At 56.3% G+C, this 24,453-nt stretch carries 19 protein-coding genes; 12 read left to right on the forward strand and 7 right to left on the reverse strand.

Annotated features, from left to right (window positions below; all coding sequences use genetic code 11):
- The 6 genes from TH2_RS06755 to TH2_RS06785 form a co-directional block, all read left to right on the forward strand.
- The coding region (locus tag TH2_RS06755) for a S26 family signal peptidase (protein ID WP_008889660.1) at positions 1 to 519 on the forward strand (519 nt) is incomplete at its 5' end.
- The gene (locus TH2_RS06760) at positions 507 to 1,157 is read left to right on the forward strand and encodes a lytic transglycosylase domain-containing protein (protein WP_008889661.1); all 651 of its coding nucleotides are present in this window, start codon (positions 507 to 509) and stop codon (positions 1,155 to 1,157) included. The genes TH2_RS06755 and TH2_RS06760, both read left to right, overlap by 13 nt.
- A 255-nt stretch (positions 1,158 to 1,412) precedes the next feature.
- Positions 1,413 to 1,775: a hypothetical protein gene (locus TH2_RS06765; protein ID WP_120226701.1), complete on the forward strand. Its 363-nt coding sequence runs from the start codon at positions 1,413 to 1,415 to the stop codon at positions 1,773 to 1,775.
- A 341-nt stretch (positions 1,776 to 2,116) separates the two neighbouring features.
- Entirely contained in the window at positions 2,117 to 3,730 is a 1,614-nt protein-coding gene (locus TH2_RS06770) for a VirD2 family relaxase/mobilization nuclease (RefSeq protein ID WP_008889663.1), read from the forward strand.
- 274 nt (positions 3,731 to 4,004) lie between these two features.
- On the forward strand, positions 4,005 to 5,654 hold the full coding sequence (locus tag TH2_RS06780; RefSeq protein WP_008889665.1) for a recombinase family protein: 1,650 nt from the start codon (positions 4,005 to 4,007) through the stop codon (positions 5,652 to 5,654).
- 381 nt (positions 5,655 to 6,035) lie between these two features.
- Positions 6,036 to 7,013 (forward strand): MBL fold metallo-hydrolase, encoded by a 978-nt coding sequence (locus TH2_RS06785; protein WP_008889666.1) that lies wholly within the window; start codon positions 6,036 to 6,038, stop codon positions 7,011 to 7,013.
- Between the two features lie 74 nt (positions 7,014 to 7,087).
- Here TH2_RS06785 and TH2_RS06790 read toward each other — a convergent pair whose 3' ends face one another.
- The 4 genes from TH2_RS06790 to TH2_RS06805 form a co-directional block, all read right to left on the reverse strand.
- Entirely contained in the window at positions 7,088 to 9,649 is a 2,562-nt protein-coding gene (locus TH2_RS06790; RefSeq protein WP_008889667.1) for a GcvT family protein, read from the reverse strand.
- A gap of 94 nt (positions 9,650 to 9,743) precedes the next feature.
- Positions 9,744 to 10,601: a formyltetrahydrofolate deformylase gene (purU, locus tag TH2_RS06795; RefSeq protein ID WP_008889668.1), complete on the reverse strand. Its 858-nt coding sequence runs from the start codon at positions 10,599 to 10,601 to the stop codon at positions 9,744 to 9,746.
- Between the two features lie 35 nt (positions 10,602 to 10,636).
- Positions 10,637 to 11,572 carry an electron transfer flavoprotein subunit alpha/FixB family protein gene (locus TH2_RS06800; protein WP_008889669.1) on the reverse strand — a complete coding sequence of 312 codons (936 nt, stop codon included), beginning with the start codon at positions 11,570 to 11,572 and terminating at the stop codon, positions 10,637 to 10,639.
- 20 nt (positions 11,573 to 11,592) lie between these two features.
- Positions 11,593 to 12,342 carry an electron transfer flavoprotein subunit beta/FixA family protein gene (locus TH2_RS06805; RefSeq protein ID WP_008889670.1) on the reverse strand — a complete coding sequence of 250 codons (750 nt, stop codon included), beginning with the start codon at positions 12,340 to 12,342 and terminating at the stop codon, positions 11,593 to 11,595.
- Between the two features lie 417 nt (positions 12,343 to 12,759).
- Here TH2_RS06805 and TH2_RS06810 point away from each other — a divergent pair, with 417 nt between their 5' ends.
- Positions 12,760 to 13,809: a GlxA family transcriptional regulator gene (locus TH2_RS06810; RefSeq protein WP_008889671.1), complete on the forward strand. Its 1,050-nt coding sequence runs from the start codon at positions 12,760 to 12,762 to the stop codon at positions 13,807 to 13,809.
- 73 nt (positions 13,810 to 13,882) lie between these two features.
- On the opposite strand, the gene TH2_RS06815 is transcribed toward TH2_RS06810, so the two are convergent.
- Together TH2_RS06815 and TH2_RS06820 are read right to left on the reverse strand one after the other, a co-directional pair.
- Complete coding sequence (locus tag TH2_RS06815) at positions 13,883 to 15,016, reverse strand: FAD-binding oxidoreductase (protein WP_008889672.1); 1,134 nt, start codon at positions 15,014 to 15,016, stop codon at positions 13,883 to 13,885.
- Positions 15,013 to 16,284, reverse strand: coding sequence for an aromatic ring-hydroxylating oxygenase subunit alpha (locus TH2_RS06820; RefSeq protein WP_008889673.1), 1,272 nt, complete (start codon positions 16,282 to 16,284; stop codon positions 15,013 to 15,015). The genes TH2_RS06815 and TH2_RS06820 overlap by 4 nt, the downstream gene beginning before the upstream one ends.
- Positions 16,285 to 16,942: 658 nt before the next feature.
- On the opposite strand from TH2_RS06820, the gene TH2_RS06825 reads away from it, so the two are divergent.
- Positions 16,943 to 17,875 carry an L-lactate dehydrogenase gene (locus TH2_RS06825; RefSeq protein WP_008889674.1) on the forward strand — a complete coding sequence of 311 codons (933 nt, stop codon included), beginning with the start codon at positions 16,943 to 16,945 and terminating at the stop codon, positions 17,873 to 17,875.
- Between the two features lie 9 nt (positions 17,876 to 17,884).
- Here TH2_RS06825 and TH2_RS06830 read toward each other — a convergent pair whose 3' ends face one another.
- Complete coding sequence (locus TH2_RS06830; RefSeq protein ID WP_008889675.1) at positions 17,885 to 18,922, reverse strand: GlxA family transcriptional regulator; 1,038 nt, start codon at positions 18,920 to 18,922, stop codon at positions 17,885 to 17,887.
- A gap of 13 nt (positions 18,923 to 18,935) precedes the next feature.
- Here TH2_RS06830 and bcoG point away from each other — a divergent pair, with 13 nt between their 5' ends.
- The 4 genes from bcoG (at position 18,936) to TH2_RS21235 (ending at position 24,437) form a co-directional block, all read left to right on the forward strand.
- Positions 18,936 to 19,883, forward strand: coding sequence for a 3-dehydrocarnitine:acetyl-CoA trimethylamine transferase BcoG (bcoG, locus tag TH2_RS06835; RefSeq protein ID WP_232308417.1), 948 nt, complete (start codon positions 18,936 to 18,938; stop codon positions 19,881 to 19,883).
- Positions 19,883 to 21,334 (forward strand): carnitine 3-dehydrogenase, encoded by a 1,452-nt coding sequence (locus tag TH2_RS06840; RefSeq protein WP_008889677.1) that lies wholly within the window; start codon positions 19,883 to 19,885, stop codon positions 21,332 to 21,334. Before bcoG ends, TH2_RS06840 begins: the two co-directional genes overlap by 1 nt.
- Positions 21,335 to 21,461: 127 nt before the next feature.
- Positions 21,462 to 22,409 (forward strand): alpha/beta hydrolase, encoded by a 948-nt coding sequence (locus TH2_RS06845; protein WP_008889678.1) that lies wholly within the window; start codon positions 21,462 to 21,464, stop codon positions 22,407 to 22,409.
- A 915-nt stretch (positions 22,410 to 23,324) separates the two neighbouring features.
- The gene (locus tag TH2_RS21235) at positions 23,325 to 24,437 is read left to right on the forward strand and encodes an autotransporter outer membrane beta-barrel domain-containing protein (protein ID WP_157193913.1); all 1,113 of its coding nucleotides are present in this window, start codon (positions 23,325 to 23,327) and stop codon (positions 24,435 to 24,437) included.
- The last annotated feature ends 16 nt before the right edge of the window (positions 24,438 to 24,453 follow it).

Here is a 24,453-nt window from a genome sequence, read left to right on the forward strand (position 1 = left end):
CGGCGCCGGCGCGGGCGTCGCCGCCCGCGCGTCCCGCTCGTCCTCGCGGGCCTCGGGCTCGCAGCGCTCGGCTTCGCAACACTCGCCGCGCCGGCGCCGCGCCTCGTCTGGAACGCCAGCGCCAGCGCGCCCGTGGGGCTCTACTGGGTCAGCCGCACGGCTCCGGCACGCGACGATCTGGTGCTCGCCACCTTGCCGCCCGACGCCCGCCGGCTCGCGGCCGACCGTGGCTATCTGCCGGTCGGGGTGCCGTTGGTGAAGCGTCTCGTGGCGGTTGCGGACGATGTCGTCTGCGCCGTCGGCGATGCCGTCTTCGTCAACGGCACGTATGTCGCCACGCGTCGCAATCGCGACTCCTTCGGCCGTGTGCTGCCGCGCTGGACCGGCTGTCGCACGCTCGCCGCCGACGAGGTCTTCCTGCTGATGGCACATGTCCGCGGCTCATTCGACAGCCGGTATTTCGGGCCGGTGCGGTGCGCCACGATCATTGGGAGGCTCGTGCCGCTATGGACCGAATGACCGTCCGGGTGCTGGGCATGGTTGCCGTCGCGACGCTGGCGTGCCCGTCCTCCGCCGTCGCCGAACCGGCCGCCATCAAGCAGCGGCTCGACCGCTGGGAGCCGTTCATCGCCGGGGCCTCCGCCCGGTTCGCCGTCCCGGCACTCTGGATACGCGCGGTCATCCAGGCCGAAAGCGCCGGGCGAACCATGCTCAACGGCCGTCCGATCACTTCATCCGCCGGTGCCATGGGCCTCATGCAGGTGATGCCTGACACCTACGACGAGATGCGCCGGCGAAATGGCCTTGGTCACGATCCGCACGATCCGAGCGACAACATTCTGGCCGGGACCGCCTACCTCCGCGCCCTCTACGAACGCTTCGGATTCCCGGGTCTGTTCGCCGCCTACAACGCCGGGCCCAGGCGATACCAGGAGCATCTGACTGACGGGCGACCGTTACCGCGCGAGACGCGTCTATTCCTCGCGCGACTTGATCCGACCCGCTTGACAACCAGCATCGATGGGATCGTCCTTCCGGATCGGCGTCTCTTCTTTCCTCTGCGCACGACAGTCGCGGGCGGTCACAAACCCTTGGCGGCGCCGGCCTCGGGGAACCTGTTCGTGCCCTTGCGCACCGTCCCGGACAGAGACCGATGAGCCGCGGCGGCACGGACGGTGCCCTGTCGGAGAGAGAGAACCTCGTCTCGGTTATCCCAGCGTACCAGCCAGGACGAAGCGGCCGTCAAGGATGCGCGGTCCCCCCAAAATGCTCCGCTGCGCTGGCGCTCCGCTCCGCATTTCGGCTCCCCCGCGCCCCGCTGGCGCGGCGCCTCCGGCGTCCTTGACGGCCGCTTCGCCGGCCGATGGCGGGAGCTGTCCTCGATGAGGAGGACAGCAACGATGGAGGTTCCGATGACCACGCTTCACACGCATCCGCACGCCGCGTTCGACCGCTTCCCGCAGCTCCGCCGCGACTTGACCGCCGAGTTCGGCAGCGACGGAATTGACGCCGTTATCGAGCATTTTATCGCCGCCGAGCGGGCCGATTTCCACTGGGACGGACGCATCGCGGAGATGAATCTCGGCGCCTGGGAGAGCCTCGACGACGAAGACGAGACGTTCGAGCGGGTGGCGATTCTCGGCTACTTCCGCGCCCGCTACTACGTCGCGACGTGCCTCATCGATGCCGATCGGCATGTCCACTGGATGCTCGGTCTGCGGCATTTCGAGAGCTTCGAGAGCGCCGATCAGGCGTTCTTCGCGGGCGGCGGATGATGCCATGAGCCACCCTGGGAGCGGTACCGCCAAGTGCCGCTCCCGACTTCTTTGTGTGGTGATCCTGGCCGGTGCGCGACCCGTTGCCCGAGCCGAGGTTCAGTGAGAGATCGCAGGTGATCGCAGGAGGGACGGTAGGTGGCTCAGAAGCCCGGTAGGGCAAGATAAAAGAACGGCACCATCGCGTTGTCTCGATGCCCTCAAGTCTTTGTCTGCACATCTTTTTTCAGGATCAAGGATAGTGCCAAGGCGGGTGAGGATGGTGCCATTTTCCGCGCTAACCCTTGGAAACCCTTGCCTTAAACAGTGCCAAATGTTGCAGGCAGGTCGTGGAGAACGCAATGGCAGATGATGTCTTCAAACCCAAGCTTGGCAAGATCCGCTCACGTGGCGGCAAGGGCAGCCGAAAGTTCCTGCATCGGGTGCTGGCAGCCACCAATCGGGTAGGGGGATATCGGCGTTTGGGCCGGTCCCGATTTACCGGCAGCCGGTTGGGACGAGCGAGTGGGGCCGGGCAGGTTCTTGCCAGCCGGGATCGTTATGCCGCCTTCCGGCAGCGTCGGGTGATTATCAAATCACGAATTGTCCGGTTGACCGGGAAAGGCATGCAGGGTGCACGGGCGCATCTGCGCTATATCCAGCGCGACGGGGTCACAAGAGAAGGTTTGCCAGGCGAACTTTACAACGCCGATCAGGACCGGGCGGATGGCACAGAATTCCTCGAGCGGGCCGATGGTGACCGGCATCAGTTCCGCTTTATCGTCTCGGCCGAGGATGGCGTAGAATATACCGATCTCAAACCCGTCACCCGACGGCTGATGAGGCAGATGGAAGTCGATCTTGGTACGAACCTCGATTGGGTCGCGGTCGATCATTTCAATACCGGCCATCCGCATAGCCATATTCTGGTGCGGGGCAAGGACGAGCAGGGGCGCGATCTCGTCATCGCCCGCAACTATATGGCACATGGCATGCGCGAGCGGGCGTCCGAGATTGTCAGCCTCGATCTCGGTCCGCGCACCGATCTGGAAATTGAAAACCGGTTGCGGCGTGAAATCGATCAGGATCGCCTGACCAGTATTGATCGTAACCTGCTGCGTCAGGTGGGTGAGGACCGGATTGTCAGTGCCGTAGATAAAGATGCTTTTCGCCAGAGCCTCCGCGCAGGGCGTTTGCAAAAGCTCAAACGCCTCGGACTGGCCGAGGAGATAACCCCCGGTCAATGGCGACTTGAGGAAGGTCTGGCAGCAACGTTATCCCGGATGGGCGAATGCGATGACATCATCAAAACTTTGCATCGGGAAATGAAGCGTCGGGAAATTGCCCGCAGTCCTACCGATTTTGTGATTGATGCCGGAGATGAACTGGACAAACGACCTATTGTCGGTCGTGTCATTACACGTGGTCTATCCGATGAATTGAATGATAGGTATTACCTGATCGTCGACGGGGTGGATGGCAAGACCCGCTATGTCGAGATCGGCAAAGGCGAAGCAACCGAGCCGGTTCCGGAAGACAGCATTGTTCAGATATCTGCAAGAGACATCCAGCCCAGAATGGTTGATCGCACGGTGGCAGAGATCGCCCGGGAGAATGACGGGCGATACAGCATCGACCTGCACCTCGACCATGATCGGACGGCAACAGAGGAATATGTCAGAACCCATGTCCGGCGGCTGGAAGCTATGCGCCGCTTAACCCAAGGTGTAGAACGTGAGCCAGATGGGACATGGATCATCACACCCGATCATCTGGAAAAGGCTGTTGAATATGAACGGGAGCGTGGCAAGGCTTCGCCGGTGATCATCCGGCACCTATCCCATCTGTCGCTTGAGCAGCAACTGGAAAGTGACGGCGCGACCTGGCTGGATCGTGAGTTGGTGGCGTCAGACCCGGTTCTGTTATCTTTTGTTGTGAAGTATCCTTGGCATTCTATCCATTGCATAAATAGGTAGACCGATGGGTGAGAAACCAGAAGCAAGGGTAGCTGTAATGCCCCCGGTTAACGATAATGATTGGCCGGGGCGTGGGCTGGAAATTAAGCAGGATCAGCATGTTTGTCTTATAGCCCGTGCCATAGGCCATCATATGGCTCGACAACACTATTCGGCCTGGGAGAAAAAACAACGTCGGGCAGCCAATGACAATAGTCCTGCCACATTGGGAGAAGAGATAGAGGGGCAAGGCCCCAAAGGGTGAACCTTTTGTTCTACGAGAAAGGAAAGCCTCATGACCCGTGTAGCGTTGTATGCCCGTTACTCCTCCGACAACCAGAGTGAAAACTCCATAGAAGATCAGTTCCGAATTTGCCGGGAGCAGGCAAAGCGGGAGAAATGGCGAATTGTCGGCACCTACCACGATGCAGCAATATCAGGTGCCAGCATTACCTTACGACCGGGTATTCAAAGCCTGTTACAGGACGCGCAGGCGAAGAAGTTCGATATGGTGCTGGCAGAGGCATTGGATCGAGTCAGCCGCGATCAGGCCGATGTCGCAACCTTGTTCAAACACCTCAAGTTTGCCGGAGTGCGGATCGTTACATTGGCTGAAGGTGAAATCTCCGAACTGCATGTTGGCCTCAAGGGTACTATGAATGCTCTCTTTCTCAAGGACCTTGCTGACAAGACCCGTCGAGGTCTGCGCGGTCGAGTTGAGAGCGGTAAATCCGGTGGCGGGATTTGCTACGGCTATGATGTTGTAAAGCGTCTAAACAGTGATGGCGAACCGGTTACCGGTGAGCGCAGAATCAACGAAGCGGAAGCTGAAATTGTCCGCCGCATTTTCCGTGAATTTTCTGCGGGTAAAAGTCCGAAGGCGATCGCTGCTGATCTCAATCGGGAAGGCATACCCGGACCGTATGGTCGGGTTTGGGGGGATACCACCATTCGTGGTCATGTTTCCCGAGGGACTGGCATCGTGAACAACGAACTTTATATAGGAGTGATGGTCTGGAACCGGCTTCATTATGTAAAGAACCCGGCGACCGGAAGGAGGGTTTCACGACCTAACCCGGAAACCGAATGGATCCGGACTGAGGTGCCCGAATTGAGGACCGTTGGCGATGATCTTTGGCAGGCGGCACGTCGTCGGCAGGAAGAAATTTCCAGAAAGTACGCAAATTTAACCAAGGGTGTTCGCGCTTATCATGCCGCAAAGCTCAATACCTTGCGCAGACCTGCTTTCCTGTTTTCCGGCCTTATCAAGTGCGGTTGTTGTGGGGGTAACTATGGCATCATCACCCGAGACCGCTATGGATGCTTAAATCGTTATCGTCGTGGAACCTGTGACAATGGTCGGACAATTGTTCGAGACAAAATTGAAACCCGTGTTCTGGCCGGGCTTACCGAAAAACTGGTTTCTGCAGAGGCGGTGGCAGAAGCGGTTCAGGCCTATGCCGAAGGTCTGAACCAGATGAACCGGGAGCGCCGTGCAGAAGCTGTTCTTGATCGGCAAAAACTGGAAAAGGTCGAGCGCGGGATTGCTGGCATTATGTCCGCTATTGAAGATGGCATGTATCAGTCGGCGATGAAGGCTCGTATGGAAGAGCTTGAGCAGGAAAAACAAGAGATCATGGCTCGTATGAGCGAGGTTCCTCAAGACGTTCCTGATATCCATCCAAATGTTGCGGAGATTTATCGGAAAAAGGTGCAAAATCTGACCGCAGCTCTCGACGATCCACAGATGTATGCGGAGGCGGCAGACGCGATTAGGTCTGTAGTTGGAGAAATAATTGTCACGCCGGGAGATAAGCGCGGTGAATTTCAAATCAGCTTGTGGGGTGAGTTAATGGGCATTCTCGACATTGCGACCGAGCGGAGAAGCCAATGTCCACCTGAAGTTATAACAAAGGTGGCCTCGGGCCCCCGCAACCAACATTAATAAAGCTCGCCCTTGTGGCGGGCTTTTTTAATGTTCGATTGCCGGGTGCATATGGATGGGAACATCGCAAACAGGTCAATGCCTGTTTGTAGGTTCTTTGCGAAGGCCTTTGGCCGAAGCTGGCGGAGCCCATAGGGCGGAGACTAATCCTGCCCCCGCAACCAATAAAAAGACCCTGCCCCCTTCGGTGGCAGGGTTTTTTATTGTCCGGAGAGTCAGTCTTAGGCCGCCACCGTCGTCCGCTGAATAACTCCGGGTCGCAAGGCGGATTATGTTAGGATCGTTCAGGTCGGGTGCAGGGCAGTAAATCCGATGCCCTATTTGCACGTATTAAAGTCAGCGGATCAAAACTCAATGTGATGAAACAGTGGAGGACAGATCATGAAGACGCGTGGAAAATGGGGTGGATTTGCTGCGGGGTTGATTACCGCAGCATTGACCATCGGTGCATCGGCACAGGCCCAGACTGTCAAGGTGACGCCGCTTGGTGCGGTTGATGGCGAGTTCTGCCCGCTTGATCGGGCGATGATTTTCGAAGATCCGGATGGTACCCGAATTCTGTATGACACCGGTCGAACGGTGGCGGGTCCAGATGACGCGCGATTGGGCGAGATTGATGCGGTATTGCTCAGTCATATGCATGGCGACCATCTTGGTGACCGTCATATCGAGGCGGTGAACGCAACCGAATGCGGTAAGCCATCCTTCCCGGTTGATGTCCGGTCCGTATCGAACACGGTTCAGATCGCACATGCCAAGAATGCACTGATTGTAACCGGTAGCGAAATGCCCGGTATTCTGGGGCGTAAGCTTGAAAGTATCGGGGGTGATCCGGACAAGTCCGTTCTGGTGCGTTTCGGGGCTTCGCGCATGGTCGGTGGTGTGAGTATCACCACGGTCCCGGCTGTGCACAGCAACGGCGTTTCAGGTGACTTCCTTGGCGGGCCGTTGGGCGAGATGCTTAAATCTTCCGGGGTAACGGCGTATGCAGGACCGCCGACCGGTTATGTGCTGACCTTCTCGAACGGGTTGTCGGTGTATCTGTCTGGTGATACCGGCATCACGGCCGAACAGGATGCTGTGGTGCGCGGCCATTACGGCGCGAAGCTTGTGGTGATGAATATCGGTGATACCTACACCACCGGCCCGACCGAAGCCGCCTATGTCATCAATGACCTGATCATGCCTGCATCGGTTATTCCATCGCATGCCAATGAATGGGCAACGGATGGCGGTAATGTGCGTTCCGGTACCCGGACAGAGGCGTTTATCAACGCAGTGAGTGTTCCAGCCCATGTTCCGCTGAGTGGCAAGACCATGGAATTCGATGGTGCCGGGGTCTGTTCAGCCGGTTGTTAAGGTTTGATCGGTTCGAATATGAAAAAAGGGCGGGAATTTCCCCGCCCTTTTTGTTCGTATGGCGCGTAGGCGATTTAGCTGCGCGGCTTGAGGTTTTCCGGATCGTAGATCGGTTTGTAGCCGATGCCATAGACTTCGACCGGATAGATCTCGTCCATATAAGATACGGTCAGTTTGCGACCTTCCTGGCAATAGTCCCATGGCAGGTAGGCAAGGGCGATGTTTTTGCCGATGCTTGGGCCAAAGGCGATCGAGGTGGTGTAGGAACGACGGCCCAATTCATCGATCAGGGTTTTACCAGACTCCGGATCCATTACCGGCAGACGTCCGACCGGATAACGGGCAACACCATTGGCATCGACGTTTTCGGTCATGATCAGGGTGCAGAGCATGGCCGGTTGATGATCGCGTTCGCGGTATTCAACATGCTTTGCCTTGCCGCGGAACTCGGCTTCCTTGACCTTCGGGCGGGCCAGATCAGCTTCCAGCAGGTTGTACTGGGTGTGCAGGTCTGCGTTCTGCAGACGCAGCGACTTTTCCAGACGACGCGAGTTGGCATAGGTTTCAACACCAACCGCCAGAACACCGATCCCGCGCAGCGCATCCCAGACAGCCAAGCCGTCTTCGTAACGCATGTGAAGTTCCCAGCCCTGCTCACCGACATAGGAAATGCGGAAGGCCGAAACGGTCTTGCCGGCAATCTTGATCTGACGGATCGCGGCAAACGGGAAGTTTTCCACATTGAGCGCCTCGGGGTCTTCGACAACCTTTTTAAGGTTTTCACGCGCGTTCGGGCCCCAGATACCGATGGTGGTGAAATCTTCGGTCACATCGGTGATGGTGACATCCCAACCCTTATCCTGGGCCGTGCGGCGCATATAGGTCAGGTCACGCGGGCCGGTATCAGCACCATTGACCAGACGGCAGCGGTCTTCCATGCGGAAGACGGTGAAGTCGGCACGCACCATGCCTTCGTCATCAAGCATGTGGGTGTAGATACCCTTGCCGATATTGGCATCCCCGCCGATCTTGGCGGCACAAAGCCATTCCATCAGTTCGACGTGATCGGGGCCGGAGATGTCGGTCATGTGGAAGTGCGACAGGTTGATGATGCCGCAATCGTCACTCATGGCCAGTTGTTCGGCGTTGGACACACGCCAGAAATGGCGGTTGTCCCATTCATGTTCACGGACCGGGACGCGATCGGCGTATTTTTCCAGAAGGTGCTCGTTGGCGGCATAGCCATGTGCACGTTCCCAGCCGCCGAGTTCCATGAAGTAGCCGCCCAGTTCGACTTCGCGCTCGTAGAACGGTGAACGGCGAATGCCACGGGCGTTGGCGAATGGCTCACGCGGGTGGACCGGCGGGTTGTAGATCTTTTTCGCCGTTTCGTAGCAACGGTCGTGGATATACTGTTCGTTCAGCTGGAACTTGTTAAAGCGCGAGAAATCAACCGATGCGTGGTCGATATGCGTGCGGCCATGGGTCATCCAGTCGGCAATCAGTTTGCCCATGCCCGGTCCGTCTTTAATCCAGATGCCTACTGCGTACCAAAGGCCACGCAGGTTCTGGCTTTCACCCATGCTTGGGCCGCCATCGGCCGAGGACTGCAACAGACCGTTGAACGAGTGACTTTCGTTAAAGCCAAGCTCGGTCAGGATCGGTGTCAGTTCCATGGCGCGTTCAAGCGGTTCCATGACGTCTTCGAGTTCAAGGTCGCGCTGCGACGGGGACAGACGTGCCTGATCCTTTTCAAGGATGTCGCGCGGGTGGACCAAGCGCGGGTTTTCCTCGTAGTAGTAGCCCCATTCGATCTGGCCACCCTCAGTGCTTTTGGGATCGCCGGTGTCGCGCATATAGGCCGAGTTGCCCTGGTCACGCAGCAACGGATAACCGATTTCAACACCCGTGCCTTCAAACTGGTTGTACGGCCCGAAGAAGGTCAGCGGGTGGTCAACCGGCATGACGGGAAGGTCTTCACCGGCCATTTCCGCAATCAGACGGCCCCAGAGACCAGCACAGACAACAACATAATCGGCATGGATCGTGCCGCGTTCTGTAACCACACCCTTGATGCGGCCATCTTCGGTGATCAGTTCAAGTGCCGAGGTGTTGGAAAAGATCTTGAGCTTGCCAGATGCAACGCCCTGATCGATCAGCTTGCCAGCAACGGTTTGGGAGCGCGGAATAACAAGACCGGCATCCGGGTCCCACATCGCACCCATGATCTGGTCTTCTTCGAGAAGCGGGAATTTTTCCTTGGCTTCAGCGGCCGAGATGATTTTGACATTGGTGCCAAATGCCTTGCCGGAATCAACGCGGCGTTTGAGTTCGCCCATGCGTTCATGGTCACCGACACGTGCGACTTCCAGACCGCCGATGCGCGCGTAATGGCCCATCTTTTCATAGAAATCCATGGAATACATGGTGGTCCAGGTGGTCAACTGATCGTGGCTGGTGGCATAGCAGAAGTCGGATGCGTGGGCCGTCGAGCCGATATCGGTCGGAATGCCGGATTTGTCGATGCCAACAATGTCATCCCAGCCGTTTTCGATCAGGTGATGCGCCACCGAGGAACCAACAATACCCCCGAGACCGACGATGACGACTTTGGCCTTGCTTGGAAATGCGCTCATTTCTCTCAATCCTTCTTTCCGAGATGTTTGTCAGTGCTCGGCATGGCGAAAACGCGTCAGGGACCGGTCAAAGCCGGCCCCTTTGCGAAGTTTACTACAAAGTGAAGACAACCGTTCGGTGATCGTTAAGCATCACCCTGCCTTCAAGATGGTATTTGACTGCGCGGGCGAGAACCCGGGATTCGATATCGCGACCAGCCGCGACGAAATCGTCTGCGGACATCGCGTGGTTCACGCGTTCTGTTTCCTGTTCAATGATCGGGCCTTCATCGAGATCCGGCGTAACATAGTGTGCGGTCGCCCCGATCAGTTTCACCCCGCGCTCGTAAGCCTGATGATAGGGCTTTGCGCCCTTGAAGCTTGGCAGGAACGAGTGGTGAATGTTGATGATCATGCCATAGAACTGGCTTGAAAGCTCGTTGGTCAGGACCTGCATGTAGCGCGCGAGGACCACCAGTTCAGACTTGGTTTCCTTGATCAGGTCAGCAAGCTTGGCTTCCTGTTCAGCCTTGTTTTCCTTGTTCACCGGCCAGTGGTAGAAGGGAATGCCTTCCTGATCGGCGACCTTGCGGGCATCTTCGTGGTTCGAAACGATGGCCGCAACTTCTGCGTCGAGCCAGCCCACCTTGATTTGGTAAAGAAGGTGCAGCATCGCATGGTCGAATTTCGAAACCATGATGATGATTCTCGGACGGCGTGCAACTTCATCAATCTTGAGCTTCAGGTTAAAGCGATCCACCGCCGGGTTCAGCGACAGGGCAACGGATTCCTTGTCGATATCTGCTGGTGTGATGATCGCAACACGCAGGAAGAACTTGTTGGTGTGGCGGTCCCAGAACTGGTTGGACTCGGCGATATTGGCGCCGCGCGTAGCCAGAGCAGAGGTAACGGTCGCAACGATGCCCGGCTGATCATCACAGGCAACACGAAGGATATAAGAGGTATCATTCACTGGTTTGGTTCCGTCTTGATGTCTCGTGTTGAATGTTAAAGCTGGTTTTCCAGCTGCGGCAGGATTTCAAACAGATCACCGACAATGCCGTAATCTGCGACCTGGAAGATCGGCGCTTCTTCATCGGTATTGATGGCAACGATAATCTTGGAATCCTTCATACCTGCCAGATGCTGGATCGCACCGGAAATACCACATGCGATATATAGGTCCGGGGCAACGACTTTACCCGTCTGACCAACCTGAAGATCGTTGGGGGCATAGCCCGCATCGACAGCCGCACGCGATGCGCCAACGGCGGCACCAAGCTTGTCGGCCAGTGGTGTGATAACGGATTTGAACTTGTCTTCCGAACCAAGGGCACGACCACCGGAAACAATAATCTTGGCAGAGCCCAGTTCCGGCCGATCATTTTCCGACAGAATGTTTTCAAGGAAGGAAGATTTCCCGCTATTGGCACTTCCGGCATCAACCAATTTGATTTCGGCAGCGCTGTCACCGGCCGCGGCTGCGCCAAAGCTTGAGGTGCGGATGGTGAGCACTTTCTTGGCGTCTGTGCTTTGCACCACTTCGATGGCGTTGCCGGCATAGATCGGGCGTTTGAAGGTATCGGCATCGACAACTTCCATCACCTCGGACACCTGCATGACATCGAGCAGGGCCGCAACACGCGGCAGGATGTTTTTGCCATTGGCGGTTGCGGCGGCAACGATGGTGTCGTAATCGCCTGCAAGTGAAACGATCAGATCGGCTGCATTTTCGGCAAGATGGTTTGCCAGTGCGTCGTTGTCAGCAACCAGGACGCTTCGAATACCGGCAAGTTTGGCTGCCTGATCAGCTACCGCACCAACGCCCGAGCCCGCGACCAGAATATCGATATCACCACCGATCTGGGTTGCAGCACTCAGCGCCTTTGCGGTCTGTTCGGACAGGGTGGCGTTATCGTGTTCGGCAAAAAGAAGAATAGCCATGGTTTCAATCTCCGCCTGGGTCAGATGACGCCAGCTTCATGCTTGAGTTTGTCGGTAAGTTCAGCAAAATCGGCAACCTTGATGCCCGCCTTGCGCGTTGCCGGTTCTTCAACCCGGATCAGGCGCAGACGCGGGGCCAGGGTAACGCCAAAGTCAGCGGCGGTTTTGCTATCGAGCGGCTTTTTCTTTGCCTTCATGATATTGGGAAGCGACGCATAGCGCGGCTCGTTTAGGCGAAGGTCGGCGGTGACAATTGCCGGCAGGCTGACACTGATGGCCTGAAGACCGCCATCCACCTCGCGGGTTACCGTGGCGTGATCAGCCGAGAGTTCCAGCTTGGAGGCGAAAGTTGCCTGTGACCAGCCAAGCAGGGCCGAAAGCATCTGGCCGGTCTGGTTGGCATCGTCGTCAATTGCCTGTTTGCCCAGAATGACAAGGCCGGGTTCCTCGGCATTCACAACACCTTTGAGGATTTTCGCGACGTCAAGCGGCTCAACCGGACCATCAACCGTGACCAGGATGGCGCGATCAGCACCCATGGCAAGGGCGGTGCGCAGGGTTTCCTGTGCCTGTGCCGGACCAATCGAAACGGCGACGATTTCGTCAGCCTGACCGGATTCCTTAAGGCGAATGGCTTCTTCGACCGCGATCTCGTCGAAGGGGTTCATCGACATTTTGACATTGGCAAGGTCGACACCGGAACCATCCGCCTTGACGCGGATTTTCACGTTGTAGTCGACGACCCGTTTGACCGGTACGAGAACCTTCATCATTTCCCTCTCTGACGAAATCCGGATCAAACAAACTTTTGGTCCGGTGTGGGCGCGTATTGCAGCAACCCGATTTAAGTTTCAAAGACTGGAAGCGTTACGCGATGCGACACTACCGGAGGCGATATTGAGCGTGGTGCAATTCTGGATGCCGAGTTTCCGGGGTCGGGGCAATTTTGACAGGTTTCTGGCGATCGTTTCGGGGCGCGAATGTACTGTTTGCCGATTTTGGCATCTTGATCGCAATCCGATTGTTGATTCTGCCGTGACCCTGTGTTTCTCTTGCTTAGCCGACATACCCTTCGGTATCATGGAAAGTAATCTGGCGACTTTTTGCGCCAAAAAATAGAATGTTTGCGTCAAAGTGAGATTACCGCTACGACAAAGCCGGTAACCTTGTCTGTATCGGAGGAACCGATGCTCAAGAAGCCTGAAGCACGTGCCCAGACTGCGCCGCGTTTAACCGTCGGTTTTATCCTCGCAAAACGCTTTACGTTGTGCGCCTTTGCCAACTTTGTCGATGTTTTGCGCCTGGCCGCAGACGAAGGTGATCGCAGTCGTCCGATCCTGTGTAAATGGACGGTTCTGTCCGACACGATGGACCCGATCACATCAAGTAGCGGCATCGCGGTTCAGCCCAAGGAACGCTTGGGCGATCCAAGGCGGTTCAATTATATCGTGGTTGTTGGTGGGCTGATGGATGACGCCGAAAAGCTGAGCCCCGCCTATCAGAAATTCCTGCACGAAGCGGCCGAAGCCGGGGTGCCACTTGTTGGTGTTTGCACCGGGGTCTTTATGCTGCATGAGGCCGGGCTTCTTGACGGGTATCGTTGCTGTGTCAGTTGGTTCCATCATTCCGAGGTGGTCGAGCAGTTCGAGGGACTTGACCCGGTTACCGAGCAGATTTTTGTGGTCGACCGTGACCGGTTGACCTGTTCGGGCGGGGTCAGTTCGGCACATCTGGCGGCCTATCTGGTCGATAAGCATGTCGGGCGGGCACAGGCGAACAAAAGCCTGCATATCATGATTATTGATGATGCGCTTCAGGCGGAAAAGCCCCAGCCGGGCATTCCACTGGATTTGAAAACGCAGGATCAGATCGTGCAGCGCGCGCTTTTGATCATGCAGCAAAATATAGATATGCCGATTTCCGTTCAGGAAATTGCGCGGCGCATGGGCAACAGCAAACGCCAGATCGAACGGCATTTCAGGATGGCGCTGGATACATCGCCCCAGGTGGCGTTCCTTAATATCCGGCTTGATCTGGCCCAGCACCTGATCGAGAAAAGCGACAAGTCTGTCGCCCAGATCGCAGTTGATTGCGGCTTTTGTGATTCTTCGCACCTTAGCCGGATGTTCCGCCGTCGTTATGGTTGTACACCACAGGCCCTGCGTCGCCCGATCCCGGATTCACTGGCCACAAGTGCGATGGTCGAAAACGCACCACAACTTGAGGCCGGCGCATAAGAAACGAAAACGCCCTGCTTACTGTGATGGCAAGCAGGGCGTTTGAATTGGTGCGATTAAGATCGCAGAGATATCACATCTCGACCTCGACATCGGAAAGCGGGGTCGAGCAGCAAATCAGGATCTTGCCCTGATCAATTTCGCGCTGACGGATACCACCACCATGGTTCATGTCGACCTCACCGGACACCAGTTTGGATTTACAGGTACCGCAAATGCCACGCTGACAGGATGACATCGGCATCAGGCCGGCTTCCTTGGCCGCAGACAGAATGGTCATACCCGGGCTGCATTCAACCACGTGGCCGGTCTTGCTGAAGCTGACGCGGAAGGTTTGTTCGCTGATCTCCGGTGCGACGGAGGCGTGTTCTTCGAACGTGCCCGCGGTTTCAGCCCCGAAATCAAAGCTTTCCTCGTAGTATTTGCCCATGTCGAAGCCTGCTTCTTCGAGCATGTGGCGAACACCCTCCATGAAGCGGGCAGGTCCACAGCAAAATACCTTGCGGTCCTTGAAGTCGGGCGACATCAGCGACAACATCGGCAAGCTCAGGCGGCCGGTATAACCGGTCCACTGATGGCTTGCAGACGCGCTGTCGCACGTCAGTGCCACCTTCAGGGTCGGGTTCTGTGCGGCCAGCAGGGCAAGCTCGTCACGGAAAATCAGATCAGACGGCGTACGTGCCGCATGAACGAAATGAAGGTCGGTCGGTTCGGACAGGTCACAGGCGGTACGTGTCATCGACATCATCGGGGTGATGCCGCTGCCAGCCGAAATGAACAACAGCTTTTCTTCGCCCGTGGCATCGGCGGTGAATTCGCCGCCCGGACCGGAAACATTGATTTCCTTGCCCGGAAGCATGTTGTCATGCAGCCAGTTCGATCCCGGGCCACCCGGAACCCGTTTGACCGTAATTTCAAGACGGTATGGGCGGGCTGCCGAAGCCGAGATCGTGTAACAACGGGTAATCATGCCATCGACCGGCAGTTCGAACGTCATGAACTGGCCGGGGTAGAAACGAAACGCGCGCGGTTCACGTGCGGAAAAGACAAAGGTCTTTACGTCGTGCGTTTCCTGACGCACCTGACGGCAAACAAGGACGTCGTCGTTTTCCGGGTCCCAAAGCGGGACCCGGGTAACTTCGGTCAGAATTTCTTCTACCGGGGCTTGATCGCCCTTGTTGCTGTCGGTGGTATTCTTGTCGGTCATTCTGCGGCAATCCCGGCTTTGGTCGTTGCGAAGTGATCTTCCAGACGCTTGATATACCAGTCACAGAATGCTTCGACATGCGGTTCGGTAAACTTGGAATAGGGGCCCGGTTCGTATGCAGGCTGTTCGCTGCCAATCTGGGCAAGGCGCACAAGGTCTGCATCCTGCTGGTTGGTCATGTTCCACACATGGGTGAGGTTATCAAGCGTGTAATCCTCGTTCTCATGTGCGTCCTTGTGAACCAGCCAGGTGGTCCGGACCAGCGTTTTGTTCGGTGCCAGTGGCAGGACAGAGAAGGTCACGACATGATCAGCCATGAAGTGGTGCCAGGAGTTCGGGTGGGTCCAGAAGCTGAGCCCGCCAAGTTTGGCATCGGTGAAATTGCCAAGCAGTTTCTTGGATGCCGATTTTGTATCAAGGGTGTGTGATTCGCCTTCACGCATCAGCGGCAGGCGCATGGTGCGGAAACCGGTCACGCTCGACAACTGATCCTGTTCGGCAGACGGCAGACCGCAGGCCTCCCACCGGGCATGGTCATTGGCGATGGTCTGGGTGTATTTCGCAACGTCTTCGGAGCGGCGCTGATCAAGTTCATCAGGCGAGAAACCGAAACCGAATTCTGACAGCGGCACGGTCAACTGCGGATGGTTACCTTCGCAGTGATAGCACTCGCGGTTGTTTTCCATGGTCAGCTTCCAGTTTCCTTCCTCGATCAGTTCGGAAACGTGGGCGACTTTACAGTTTGCAAGGTCATGCGGCGCGATATACGGCTCCATGACCTTGGCCATTTCTTCGATATCGTCCGGTGCATCCTTGGCCAAGCAGATAAAGATCAGACCTGCGATGGAACGAACATGGACGGTTTTAAGACCATGGCAGCTTTTATCAAAGTCGGAGCCCATATGTTCCGCAAGGATAAGGTCGCCATCCTCGTTGTAGGTCCAACCATGATAACGGCAGACGATATTGCCAATCGTGGTCTGGCGTTCGTCGATCAGTTTCGCACCGCGGTGACGGCAAACGTTATGGAAGGCACGAATGCCCATATCGTCGCCACGCAGGATCAGGATCGACGCCCCGCCGATTTCAACCGTGATGCAATCGCCCGGCTCGGGCAGTTCCGGCTCTACGCCAACAAAGATCCAGTGCTGGCCAAAGATCACTTCCATATCCAGATCCAGAATGTCCTGATCGCTGTAGAACGGCGCTTCAAGGCTTTTGAATGTCTGGCGGCGGGCGACGAGTTTTTGAATGTCAGAAGAATGCATGGTCGGATACCTCGGCTTCTCTCAATGGTATCTGGATGGAATCCTGTGCATGGCTAGCCGTTTGCATCAGGGCGTAAGCATATCACCGATCACATTCGTCGGTGTACAGACAATTGAAACCGGTTGTTTCCGGCCTCGGGCTTATTTCCTGGACGTCTTCAGTGGCTATCTGCGCGCGAGAAAGTTGGTATAGCCGAGGTAACTGACAGTTTTGCGTCCGCACAAAATGTGATGGTCCCGAACGCAGGAAACCGTTTGCCGCAACACCATGGTGGTTGGCACGATTGGTATTCGCACCCAAAAGCGAATGCGAACATGGTTTCACGTACAATGTACGTGCCGGTTTGCGGGCCGTCAGTTGCACCCAAAGTCTCCCTCTACTCCGCCGGCAGGTAACCTGCTCTTTGGCACGCCCACGGTGAAGAGTGAGCGATCAGAAAATCTATTTCTAAATGAGGTCGCTAAGGGAGAAAGCATAAGTCAATTGGGCAGTAGTTTTGCGACGCAGTTATCATTGTCGGGCACACGATACCGGCTAGGTGGCCTTTGTCTGGAGAAATTTCAATGTGCAACAGCAGTTTTCCTCGCTTTTTTTGACGTCAATCGGCCGCAATGGCATCATCATGACAACAGACTGTGAAAATTGGGGATTCGGGTGATGAAAGTCGGCATTGTCGGGGCCGGAATGGTCGGAAGTTCGGCGGGCTATGCGCTTGCCGTCATGGGACTCGCAAGTTCGGTGGTTCTGGTTGATCAGAACCACGATCTGGCCGTCGCCCAAGCCGAAGACATTGCGCACGCAGTGCCGTTTCTGTCCTCAACAATTGTCGAGGCGGCTGACTATGTCGGTCTTGCCGGGGCATCGGTGATCATCCTTGCCGCCGGGGTCAGTCAGAAACCCGGTGAAAGCAGGCTGGCTTTGCTGGAAAGAAACGCCGCCGTTTTCAAAGATGTGGTCGGCAATGTTCTTGCGGTTGCGCCTGACGCAATTCTCCTGATTGCATCGAACCCGGTCGATATCATGACGCAGATTACGCAACGGATATCCGGTCTGCCTGCCAACCGCGTGATCGGTTCGGGGACGATCCTTGATACTGCTCGTTTCCGCAGTCTTTTGGGGCGGCATCTGGGCATTTCACCGCAATCGGTTCATGCCTATGTCCTTGGCGAACATGGCGACAGCGAAGTTTTGGCCTGGTCTAACGCCAAGGTGGGATCGCTTTCACTGGCCGATATTGCCGCCCAAGTCGGTTCCCCGATTACAGAGCATGTGCGTGCCACCATTGATGATGGTGTGCGCAATGCGGCCTATAAAATCATCAAGGGCAAAGGGGCGACCTATTACGGGATCGGGGCCGGATTGGCGCGGATCATCAAGGCGATTGCTCAGGATCAGCATGACGTTCTGACCGTATCGTGCGTGACCCCCGAAATCGTCGGGGTCAAGGACGTTGCCCTGTCCATTCCCCGCGTGGTCGGGGCGCAGGGGATTGAGACCGATCTGATGCCTGACCTTGTCAGTGCAGAGCGTGACGGCCTTGAAAAAAGTGCGCGGCTTTTAAAGGACAGCGTTGAGTCAATCCGGCTGTAACTTGATCTGTTATGTGCCTACGGCGGCGGCAGGTCGACGTTTGCTGCGCATCGCGCGCAAGGTTGTGCCAAAGGCCTGTGCATAGGCCCGGCTGAGTGCTGCGTGGCTTTTGAACCCGGTTTGAAGGGCGATGTCGGCTAGCTTCATGTCGGTTGATCGTGCCAGATCGCGGGCCCGGCCAAGACGCAGCATCTGATAATATTTCCCCGGTGCCATCTGCAAATTGTCCTGAAAGGCGCGATCCAGACTGCGCAGGGAACATCCCGCATGGATCGCAATGGATTTCAGCGCAACCGGCGTTTCGATATGGGAGATCATTTCGGCAACCGCCCGCCGGACATGATCCGCGCCCGGCCCATGCAATCGGTCTGCGCCGCGTCCAGATATATTGGGGTCGCCGTGCCGCTGATGGCGGGCGTCATAGACAAACAGATTGCTGACATCAAAGGCAACCGCAGGCCCATATTGCCGCGCAAGGATGTGCAACATCATTTCCATGACGGTTGCGGCCCCCCCGGATGTGATCATTTTGCCGTCTTCGACAAAGCGATCTGTCAAAACGGTGACATCGGGGAACTGTTCACGGAACTGATCAAGTTCCTGCCAATGGATGGTTGCCGATTTTCCCGCCAACATATTGCATGACGCCAGCAACCAGGCGGCGGTATCGACACCAATCACCGTGCGTGCATGTTGCGCAGCATTTTGCAATCTTGCCCGGGTGCGTGAAGACAAATGATGGCGCATGTCATAACCCGAAATCACCACAAGATAATCGATATGTGTCGGGTCCGGGATGGCATTGAGGGCGGCCTTCGGCGTGATGACAAGGTCACTGGAACTTGTTGCCGGTGATCCGTCGATCGTGCAGATGTCCCAGCTGATCTCCGGCCCGCCCGGCAGACCTGCGGCCGCTCGCAATGGTTCCAGTGCACTGGCCAGAACCAGATTGGAAAATCCGTCAAACAGGACAAAGACAAATCGGTGATGCGTGCTTGGCATGATCAGAAAAGTAAATGACGGAATATGTAAAATCAATATCGTCAATCGAGATATCCTGATGGCAGAGAATGATTGCAAAAACAGTGAGGCCATCATGCCGCTTTCGATGAACAAGGAAGTCTTCATTACCGCCGCCGTGACCGGTTCGGGTGGCACGCAGGACAAATCCCCGCACGTGCCAAGATCGCCTGAACAGATCGCCAATAGCGCGATAGACGCCGCCAAGGCCGGGGCGGCCGTGGTGCATTGCCATGTGCGTGATCCCGAAACCGGGGCACCGTCACGTGATTTGAAATATTACCGCGAACTGACCGAACGGGTGCGGGCCGCGGATGTTGACGTTGTTCTGAACCTGACGGCCGGTATGGGTGGCGATATTGTGTTTGGCTCCACCGAGGCACCGCTTCCGGTCAATGAAGCCGCGACCGACATGATCGGCGCGTCCGAGCGCATGGCGCATATCGCCGATTGCCTGCCCGAGATTTGCACCCTTGATTGCGGCACCATGAACTTTGCCGAGGCCGACTATGTCATGACGAACACGCCGGGCATGCTGCGCGCCATGGGACAGATGATGACCGACCTTGGCGTCAAGCCCGAGATCGAGGCATTTGATACCGGCCATCTGTGGTTTGCCAAACAACTGGTGTCCGAGGGCATCCTTGAAAGCCCGGCCCTGGTGCAGCTTTGCATGGGCATTCCCTGGGGTGCGCCAAATGACCTTAATACCTTTATGGCGATGGTGAATAACGTGCCGTCTGATTGGAATTGGTCGGCCTTTTCCATCGGGCGCGATCAGATGCCCTATGTTGCCGCATCGGTTTTGGCCGGGGGCAATGTTCGGGTAGGTCTGGAAGACAATATCTATTTGTCGAAGGGCGTGCTTGCCACCAACGCCCAGCTGGTTGAGCGCGCGGTTGGCATTATCGAAGGCATGGGCGCCACCGTGATTGGCCCGGATGCGGTTCGCAAGAAGCTTGGCCTGACCAAGCGGGAGCCACGCTAATGGCTGAGGCAATCAACAAAAAAGCTGCCATCATTGGCGGTGGTGTCATCGGTGGCGGCTGGGCCGCGCGGTTTTTGCTAAATGGCTGGGATGTGGCGGTTTTCGATCCGGATCCGCAGGCAGAACGCAAGATCAACGAAGTTCTCGCAAACGCACGCCGAAGCTTGCCTGCACTCTATGATCGCTCCCTGCCAGAAGAAGGCAAACTGACCTTCCATGACGATATGGCAAAGGCCGTGTCTGATGCGCAGTGGATTCAGGAAAGTGTTCCCGAACAACTTGCGCTTAAGCACAAGATCCTTGCACAAATTCAGGCCCACGCCCCGTCGGACTGCCTGATCGGTTCTTCGACATCGGGCTTTAAGCCAAGCGAGTTGCAGCAAGGATCAATCAAACCTGAAAAGATCATTGTCGCCCATCCGTTCAACCCGGTTTATTTGCTGCCCTTGATCGAAGTCGTGCCGTCTGCCGCGACCGACGCTGCAACGCTTGAAGCTGGCTGTGACGTGTTGCGGTCCGTCGGGCTGAAACCACTTGTCGTGCGCAAGGAAATTGATGCCCATATTGCCGACCGTTTGCTTGAAGCGGTTTGGCGCGAAGGGCTGTGGCTTGTTCATGACGAGGTCGCGACCACCGAGGAAATTGATGACGCCATCCGGTATGGCTTTGGCCTTCGCTGGGCGCAGATGGGGTTGTTTGAAACCTATCGCATTGCGGGCGGTGAGGCCGGGATGGAACATTTCATCGGGCAGTTTGGACCGGCCCTTAAATGGCCGTGGACGAAGCTTATGGATGTGCCGGAACTGACCCCGGAATTGACCGCCCGTATTGCGCAGCAATCAGATGATCAGTCCGGTCATATGAGCATCCGTGACCTTGAACGCCTGCGCGATGACAACCTTGTTGGCATGATGCGCGCGCTTAAGAAATCGGGCAGTGGTGCCGGCGGCACGATCAATGATCACGAAGCGTCGCTTCCCGAACCAATGCCGATCAACGATCTTCCGGTAACCGGTGATCGTCAGATCCCGCAAAGCTGGACGGACTATAACGGGCACATGAACGAAGCCCATTATGTCGAGGTCAGTTCGCAGGCAAGCGACCGCTTCATGGAATTGGTCGGGGCGGATGCAAATTATATCGCCAGTGGGGGCAGCTATTTCACGGTTGAAACCCATGTCTGCTACCTGCACGAAATCAGTGCCGGCGACCATATCCGTGTGACCACCCAACTGATCAAGGGCGAAGGCAAGAAGCTTCATTTGTTCCATCGTCTGATCAATGATGAGGGTGCGGTTGCGGCAACGATTGAGACCATGTTGTTGCATGTCGACCTTAAAACCCGTCGCACGTCCGAGCCTGGTGGCGTGGTGGCAACCAATTTGGCTGAAATGGCAAAACGTCATGCAGACCTGCCCAAGCCAGATCAGCTTGGCCGTGCAATCGGTTAGTCTATACGTTCGATCCGTTTTGCGTGGAACCAGTTCACAATAACGCTGTGTGATGCCCCTGCAGTCTTTAACTGCGGGGGCATCCGCGTTAGGTTGATCTATCACGTCTTTGACCAAGGATCCGTTGATGGCCAATTCCGATCAGGTTTCCCCCGAAGTGACCTATGACCCGATGCCAGAGGAAGAAGGCATTCGTGCCTTTATCGCCAAATGCGACGGGTTCTATCCCCCCGACGCGGTGGCGGCCTCAATCGAGCAGCAACGCAGCTGGTACGATGCACTTTGTACCGAGTTTGCCTTTCCGCATCCGGACGGTATGCAGGTCGAAGATGACGTGATTGCCGACGTACCGGTGCGCCATTACCGTCCGGCCGATTGCACATCAAACCACAAGATCGTCTATATGCATGGCGGTGGCTTTGTGGTTGGTTCGCGCGACAGCCATGATGCGATTTGTGCGGAAATATCCGAGGCGGCAAAAGCCGAACTGATCGCAATTGATTACCGTCTTGCGCCGGAAAATATCTGGCCCGCCCAGCACGAAGATTGCCATCGGGTGACCCAAAGCATCCTGGCGTCAGGCAAGAAGATTGTGCTGGTTGGCGACAGTGCGGGTGGCATGCTGGCCGCCGGGATCGCGGTTCGGGCCCGCGAAGAGGGCTTTGGTAACCGCGTCTTGGGGCAGGCATTGATCTATCCGGCCCTTGGCGGTGACTTGAACTGGCCAAGCTATGGCCAGATGGCCAATGCGCCGGGGCTCAGTACCGATGACGTGATTTATTACCGTGATGTGTTAAAGGCGCCGATGGATGATCCGTTTGCCCATGCGCTGTCGGTTGATGACCTGCGGGGCTTGCCACCAACCTTTATTACGGCGGCCTATTTTGATCCGCTGCGCGATGATGGCCGCGAATATACCGCCCGTCTTGCCCGTGCGGGCATTTCCGTCCAATACCGTGAAGAACCCCAAATGATCCATGGCTGGCTGCGTGCCTGGCATATGAGCCCGGGGGCGAAAATGGCGTTTGAGCATCTGTGCAAAGCTATTTCTGAGATGCTGGAAGCAGCGCAATAAGGCCACCTTCAATAGAAGATCTCCCACCTCATCAAAAAGAAGCGGCACAGGGCGAACAGTTTTCGCGTGGTGGAACCGCGCGTCGTTCTTTGTGACTGATAAGATATTGATCCCAATAAAACTTTGAGTTTATAAGATTCGTATGCAACCAAGTTTTGTCTGCGATTAAGTCGCGTGGGTGCATAATGGTTCGGGGGGACCTGCATGATCAAATTTGCGAAACTGCAATCATCGCTGCTTTTGGCGATGACCGTCTTTTGCAGCGTTATGATCGGTGATGGGCGTGACGGATTTGCGGCAACGACGACAATCACCTGTTCGGTGGCGGGGTTTAATCCCTCTCAGCCGAGCACTCTGCAATACGATCACAGTGCGGGCACCTGCACCCTGACAGCAAATACGATTTCACCCAGCAGCGCCCAATTCGATATCGTCTTCTTCAATCAGATCGGCGGTCCAGAACAGTTCCGAATCGGTACAGGTGCAGCGCATAGTGATACGGCGCATAAAGGTTGTTCCATGGGGAGCTTTAACGCCGCAGCAGGTGCCAACTGCTCTAGCAACCGGTCAGCAGACGGCACCGAAACGGCGACGGTTTTAATTGACGGTGAAAACGGGTCGACGATCCGAATGACCCTCTCCTATACCCTCGCCGGCGGCTTGGGAAACAATTTCAGCTACAATAGCGGATCAGTCACAATTACGACTGCTGATGCAGCGTCATCGGAGAGCTCGGCCGCGGCCCGGCGCGCGGTTCAGGGTTCAGTGACGCGATCACAGTCTGTAATTATCGGACAGAATTTTGGGTCGCGGGTGGCCAATGTGGCAGCCGACCCATCCGTTGGAACGGTGCCAGCCAATGCCCCGTCGACACAGCAATTCGGTTTTGCTTCTTCGGGTTTGTTCGATGATCCCATGGAAAAGAAAACGCGCACACAGGGAACAACCGTACGCGGACTGGCGATGCTTGCATCCTTCGATACGTCGCGCGTTCTGTCTGCAGCAGAAACATCGGATATACCGACGGATGGAATTGGACAACGCACTTTCATATCAGGCGAAAGTCCGATTACGCTTTGGGGTCACGGGTCCTTTACCGATGTCGAGAACACACGCAACAGAACAAACGAAGACAATCGCTTCGATGGCAGCGTCTGGGGATATAATCTTGGTGCAGACTACCGGTTGTCGCCCGCACTCGTAGCTGGTCTGTCTATTGGCTATGCCCAGACAGATATTACGACGACCTTTGAAACCGGCACGTATGACGAGGATACCTGGAGCCTTTCCCCCTATGTCATCTACACGCCTCACGATAATCTAATTTTCTCTGCAATCGCGGGCTATGCGTTTGGCGATGTGACCAAGAGCCGCAATACAAGCGTGACAGGCAATACTGACAGCCAGAGCTGGTATATGCAGGTCGATGTCCGCCAAACTTTCCAGCCGATCGCAGATAGCCCGCTCCGCGTGACAGGTGGGCTTGGTGCGTTGACGTCGCGAAATACGCTTGCTGCCTACACCGAAAGTGACGGCAACCGGGTCGAGGAATCCGCAGTTAATACCGTTCAGTTAAAGCCTAATGCCGAGCTGGCTTATGCTTTCCAGTTCAGCGAGACATCTCTGACGCCATATGTGAAAGCGGGCTATATTCACGATTTTACCGACCAGACCAACGGCGATGCCGGGGCCTTTGACCTTGGCGGTGGTTTGCGGTTTGCCTCGGGCGGGACAGGCCTGTCGGGCGCAATCGAAGGCTCGCGCGTGGTCGGGCGTGATGACTACAGCGAATATACGCTGAGTGGTTTGGTTGCTTATGGCATTTCGTTTACCGGTAGGGACGGAAGTTTTGCCGGAACGGCATCGCCTTATGTCGGTACCAGCCTGTCTGATGGCGGCACACCTGAAATTTCCGCTGGCGCAACGCTGACCGACCTTGATGAAAGATTTTCCAGCAAACTGGATTTCTCAGGCGATCCGGCCACACGCAGCGCTGATATTCTGATCACGCTTGATCTGAAGTTCTGAGTTTTGCGCGATGCTG

It is taken from the genome of Thalassospira profundimaris WP0211 (assembly GCF_000300275.1).
In the GTDB taxonomy this organism is placed as follows: domain Bacteria; phylum Pseudomonadota; class Alphaproteobacteria; order Rhodospirillales; family Thalassospiraceae; genus Thalassospira; species Thalassospira profundimaris.

What these genes read in the sequence shown, in the direction of transcription:
- TH2_RS06770 (WP_008889663.1), top strand. Translation starts at nt 2,117, where the DNA reads ATGGCAGATGATGTCTTCAAACCCAAGCTTGGCAAGATCCGCTCACGT.
- TH2_RS06765 (WP_120226701.1), top strand. Translation starts at nt 1,413, where the DNA reads ATGACCACGCTTCACACGCATCCGCACGCCGCGTTCGACCGCTTCCCG.
- TH2_RS06825 (WP_008889674.1), top strand. Translation starts at nt 16,943, where the DNA reads ATGAAAGTCGGCATTGTCGGGGCCGGAATGGTCGGAAGTTCGGCGGGC.
- TH2_RS06820 (WP_008889673.1), bottom strand. Translation starts at nt 16,284, where the DNA reads ATGCATTCTTCTGACATTCAAAAACTCGTCGCCCGCCGCCAGACATTC.
- TH2_RS06810 (WP_008889671.1), top strand. Translation starts at nt 12,760, where the DNA reads ATGCTCAAGAAGCCTGAAGCACGTGCCCAGACTGCGCCGCGTTTAACC.
- TH2_RS06760 (WP_008889661.1), top strand. Translation starts at nt 507, where the DNA reads ATGGACCGAATGACCGTCCGGGTGCTGGGCATGGTTGCCGTCGCGACG.
- TH2_RS06780 (WP_008889665.1), top strand. Translation starts at nt 4,005, where the DNA reads ATGACCCGTGTAGCGTTGTATGCCCGTTACTCCTCCGACAACCAGAGT.
- TH2_RS06840 (WP_008889677.1), top strand. Translation starts at nt 19,883, where the DNA reads ATGGCTGAGGCAATCAACAAAAAAGCTGCCATCATTGGCGGTGGTGTC.
- TH2_RS06785 (WP_008889666.1), top strand. Translation starts at nt 6,036, where the DNA reads ATGAAGACGCGTGGAAAATGGGGTGGATTTGCTGCGGGGTTGATTACC.
- TH2_RS06800 (WP_008889669.1), bottom strand. Translation starts at nt 11,572, where the DNA reads ATGGCTATTCTTCTTTTTGCCGAACACGATAACGCCACCCTGTCCGAA.
- TH2_RS21235 (WP_157193913.1), top strand. Translation starts at nt 23,325, where the DNA reads ATGGAAAAGAAAACGCGCACACAGGGAACAACCGTACGCGGACTGGCG.
- TH2_RS06845 (WP_008889678.1), top strand. Translation starts at nt 21,462, where the DNA reads ATGGCCAATTCCGATCAGGTTTCCCCCGAAGTGACCTATGACCCGATG.
- TH2_RS06815 (WP_008889672.1), bottom strand. Translation starts at nt 15,016, where the DNA reads ATGACCGACAAGAATACCACCGACAGCAACAAGGGCGATCAAGCCCCG.
- bcoG (WP_232308417.1), top strand. Translation starts at nt 18,936, where the DNA reads ATGGCAGAGAATGATTGCAAAAACAGTGAGGCCATCATGCCGCTTTCG.
- TH2_RS06805 (WP_008889670.1), bottom strand. Translation starts at nt 12,342, where the DNA reads ATGAAGGTTCTCGTACCGGTCAAACGGGTCGTCGACTACAACGTGAAA.
- TH2_RS06790 (WP_008889667.1), bottom strand. Translation starts at nt 9,649, where the DNA reads ATGAGCGCATTTCCAAGCAAGGCCAAAGTCGTCATCGTCGGTCTCGGG.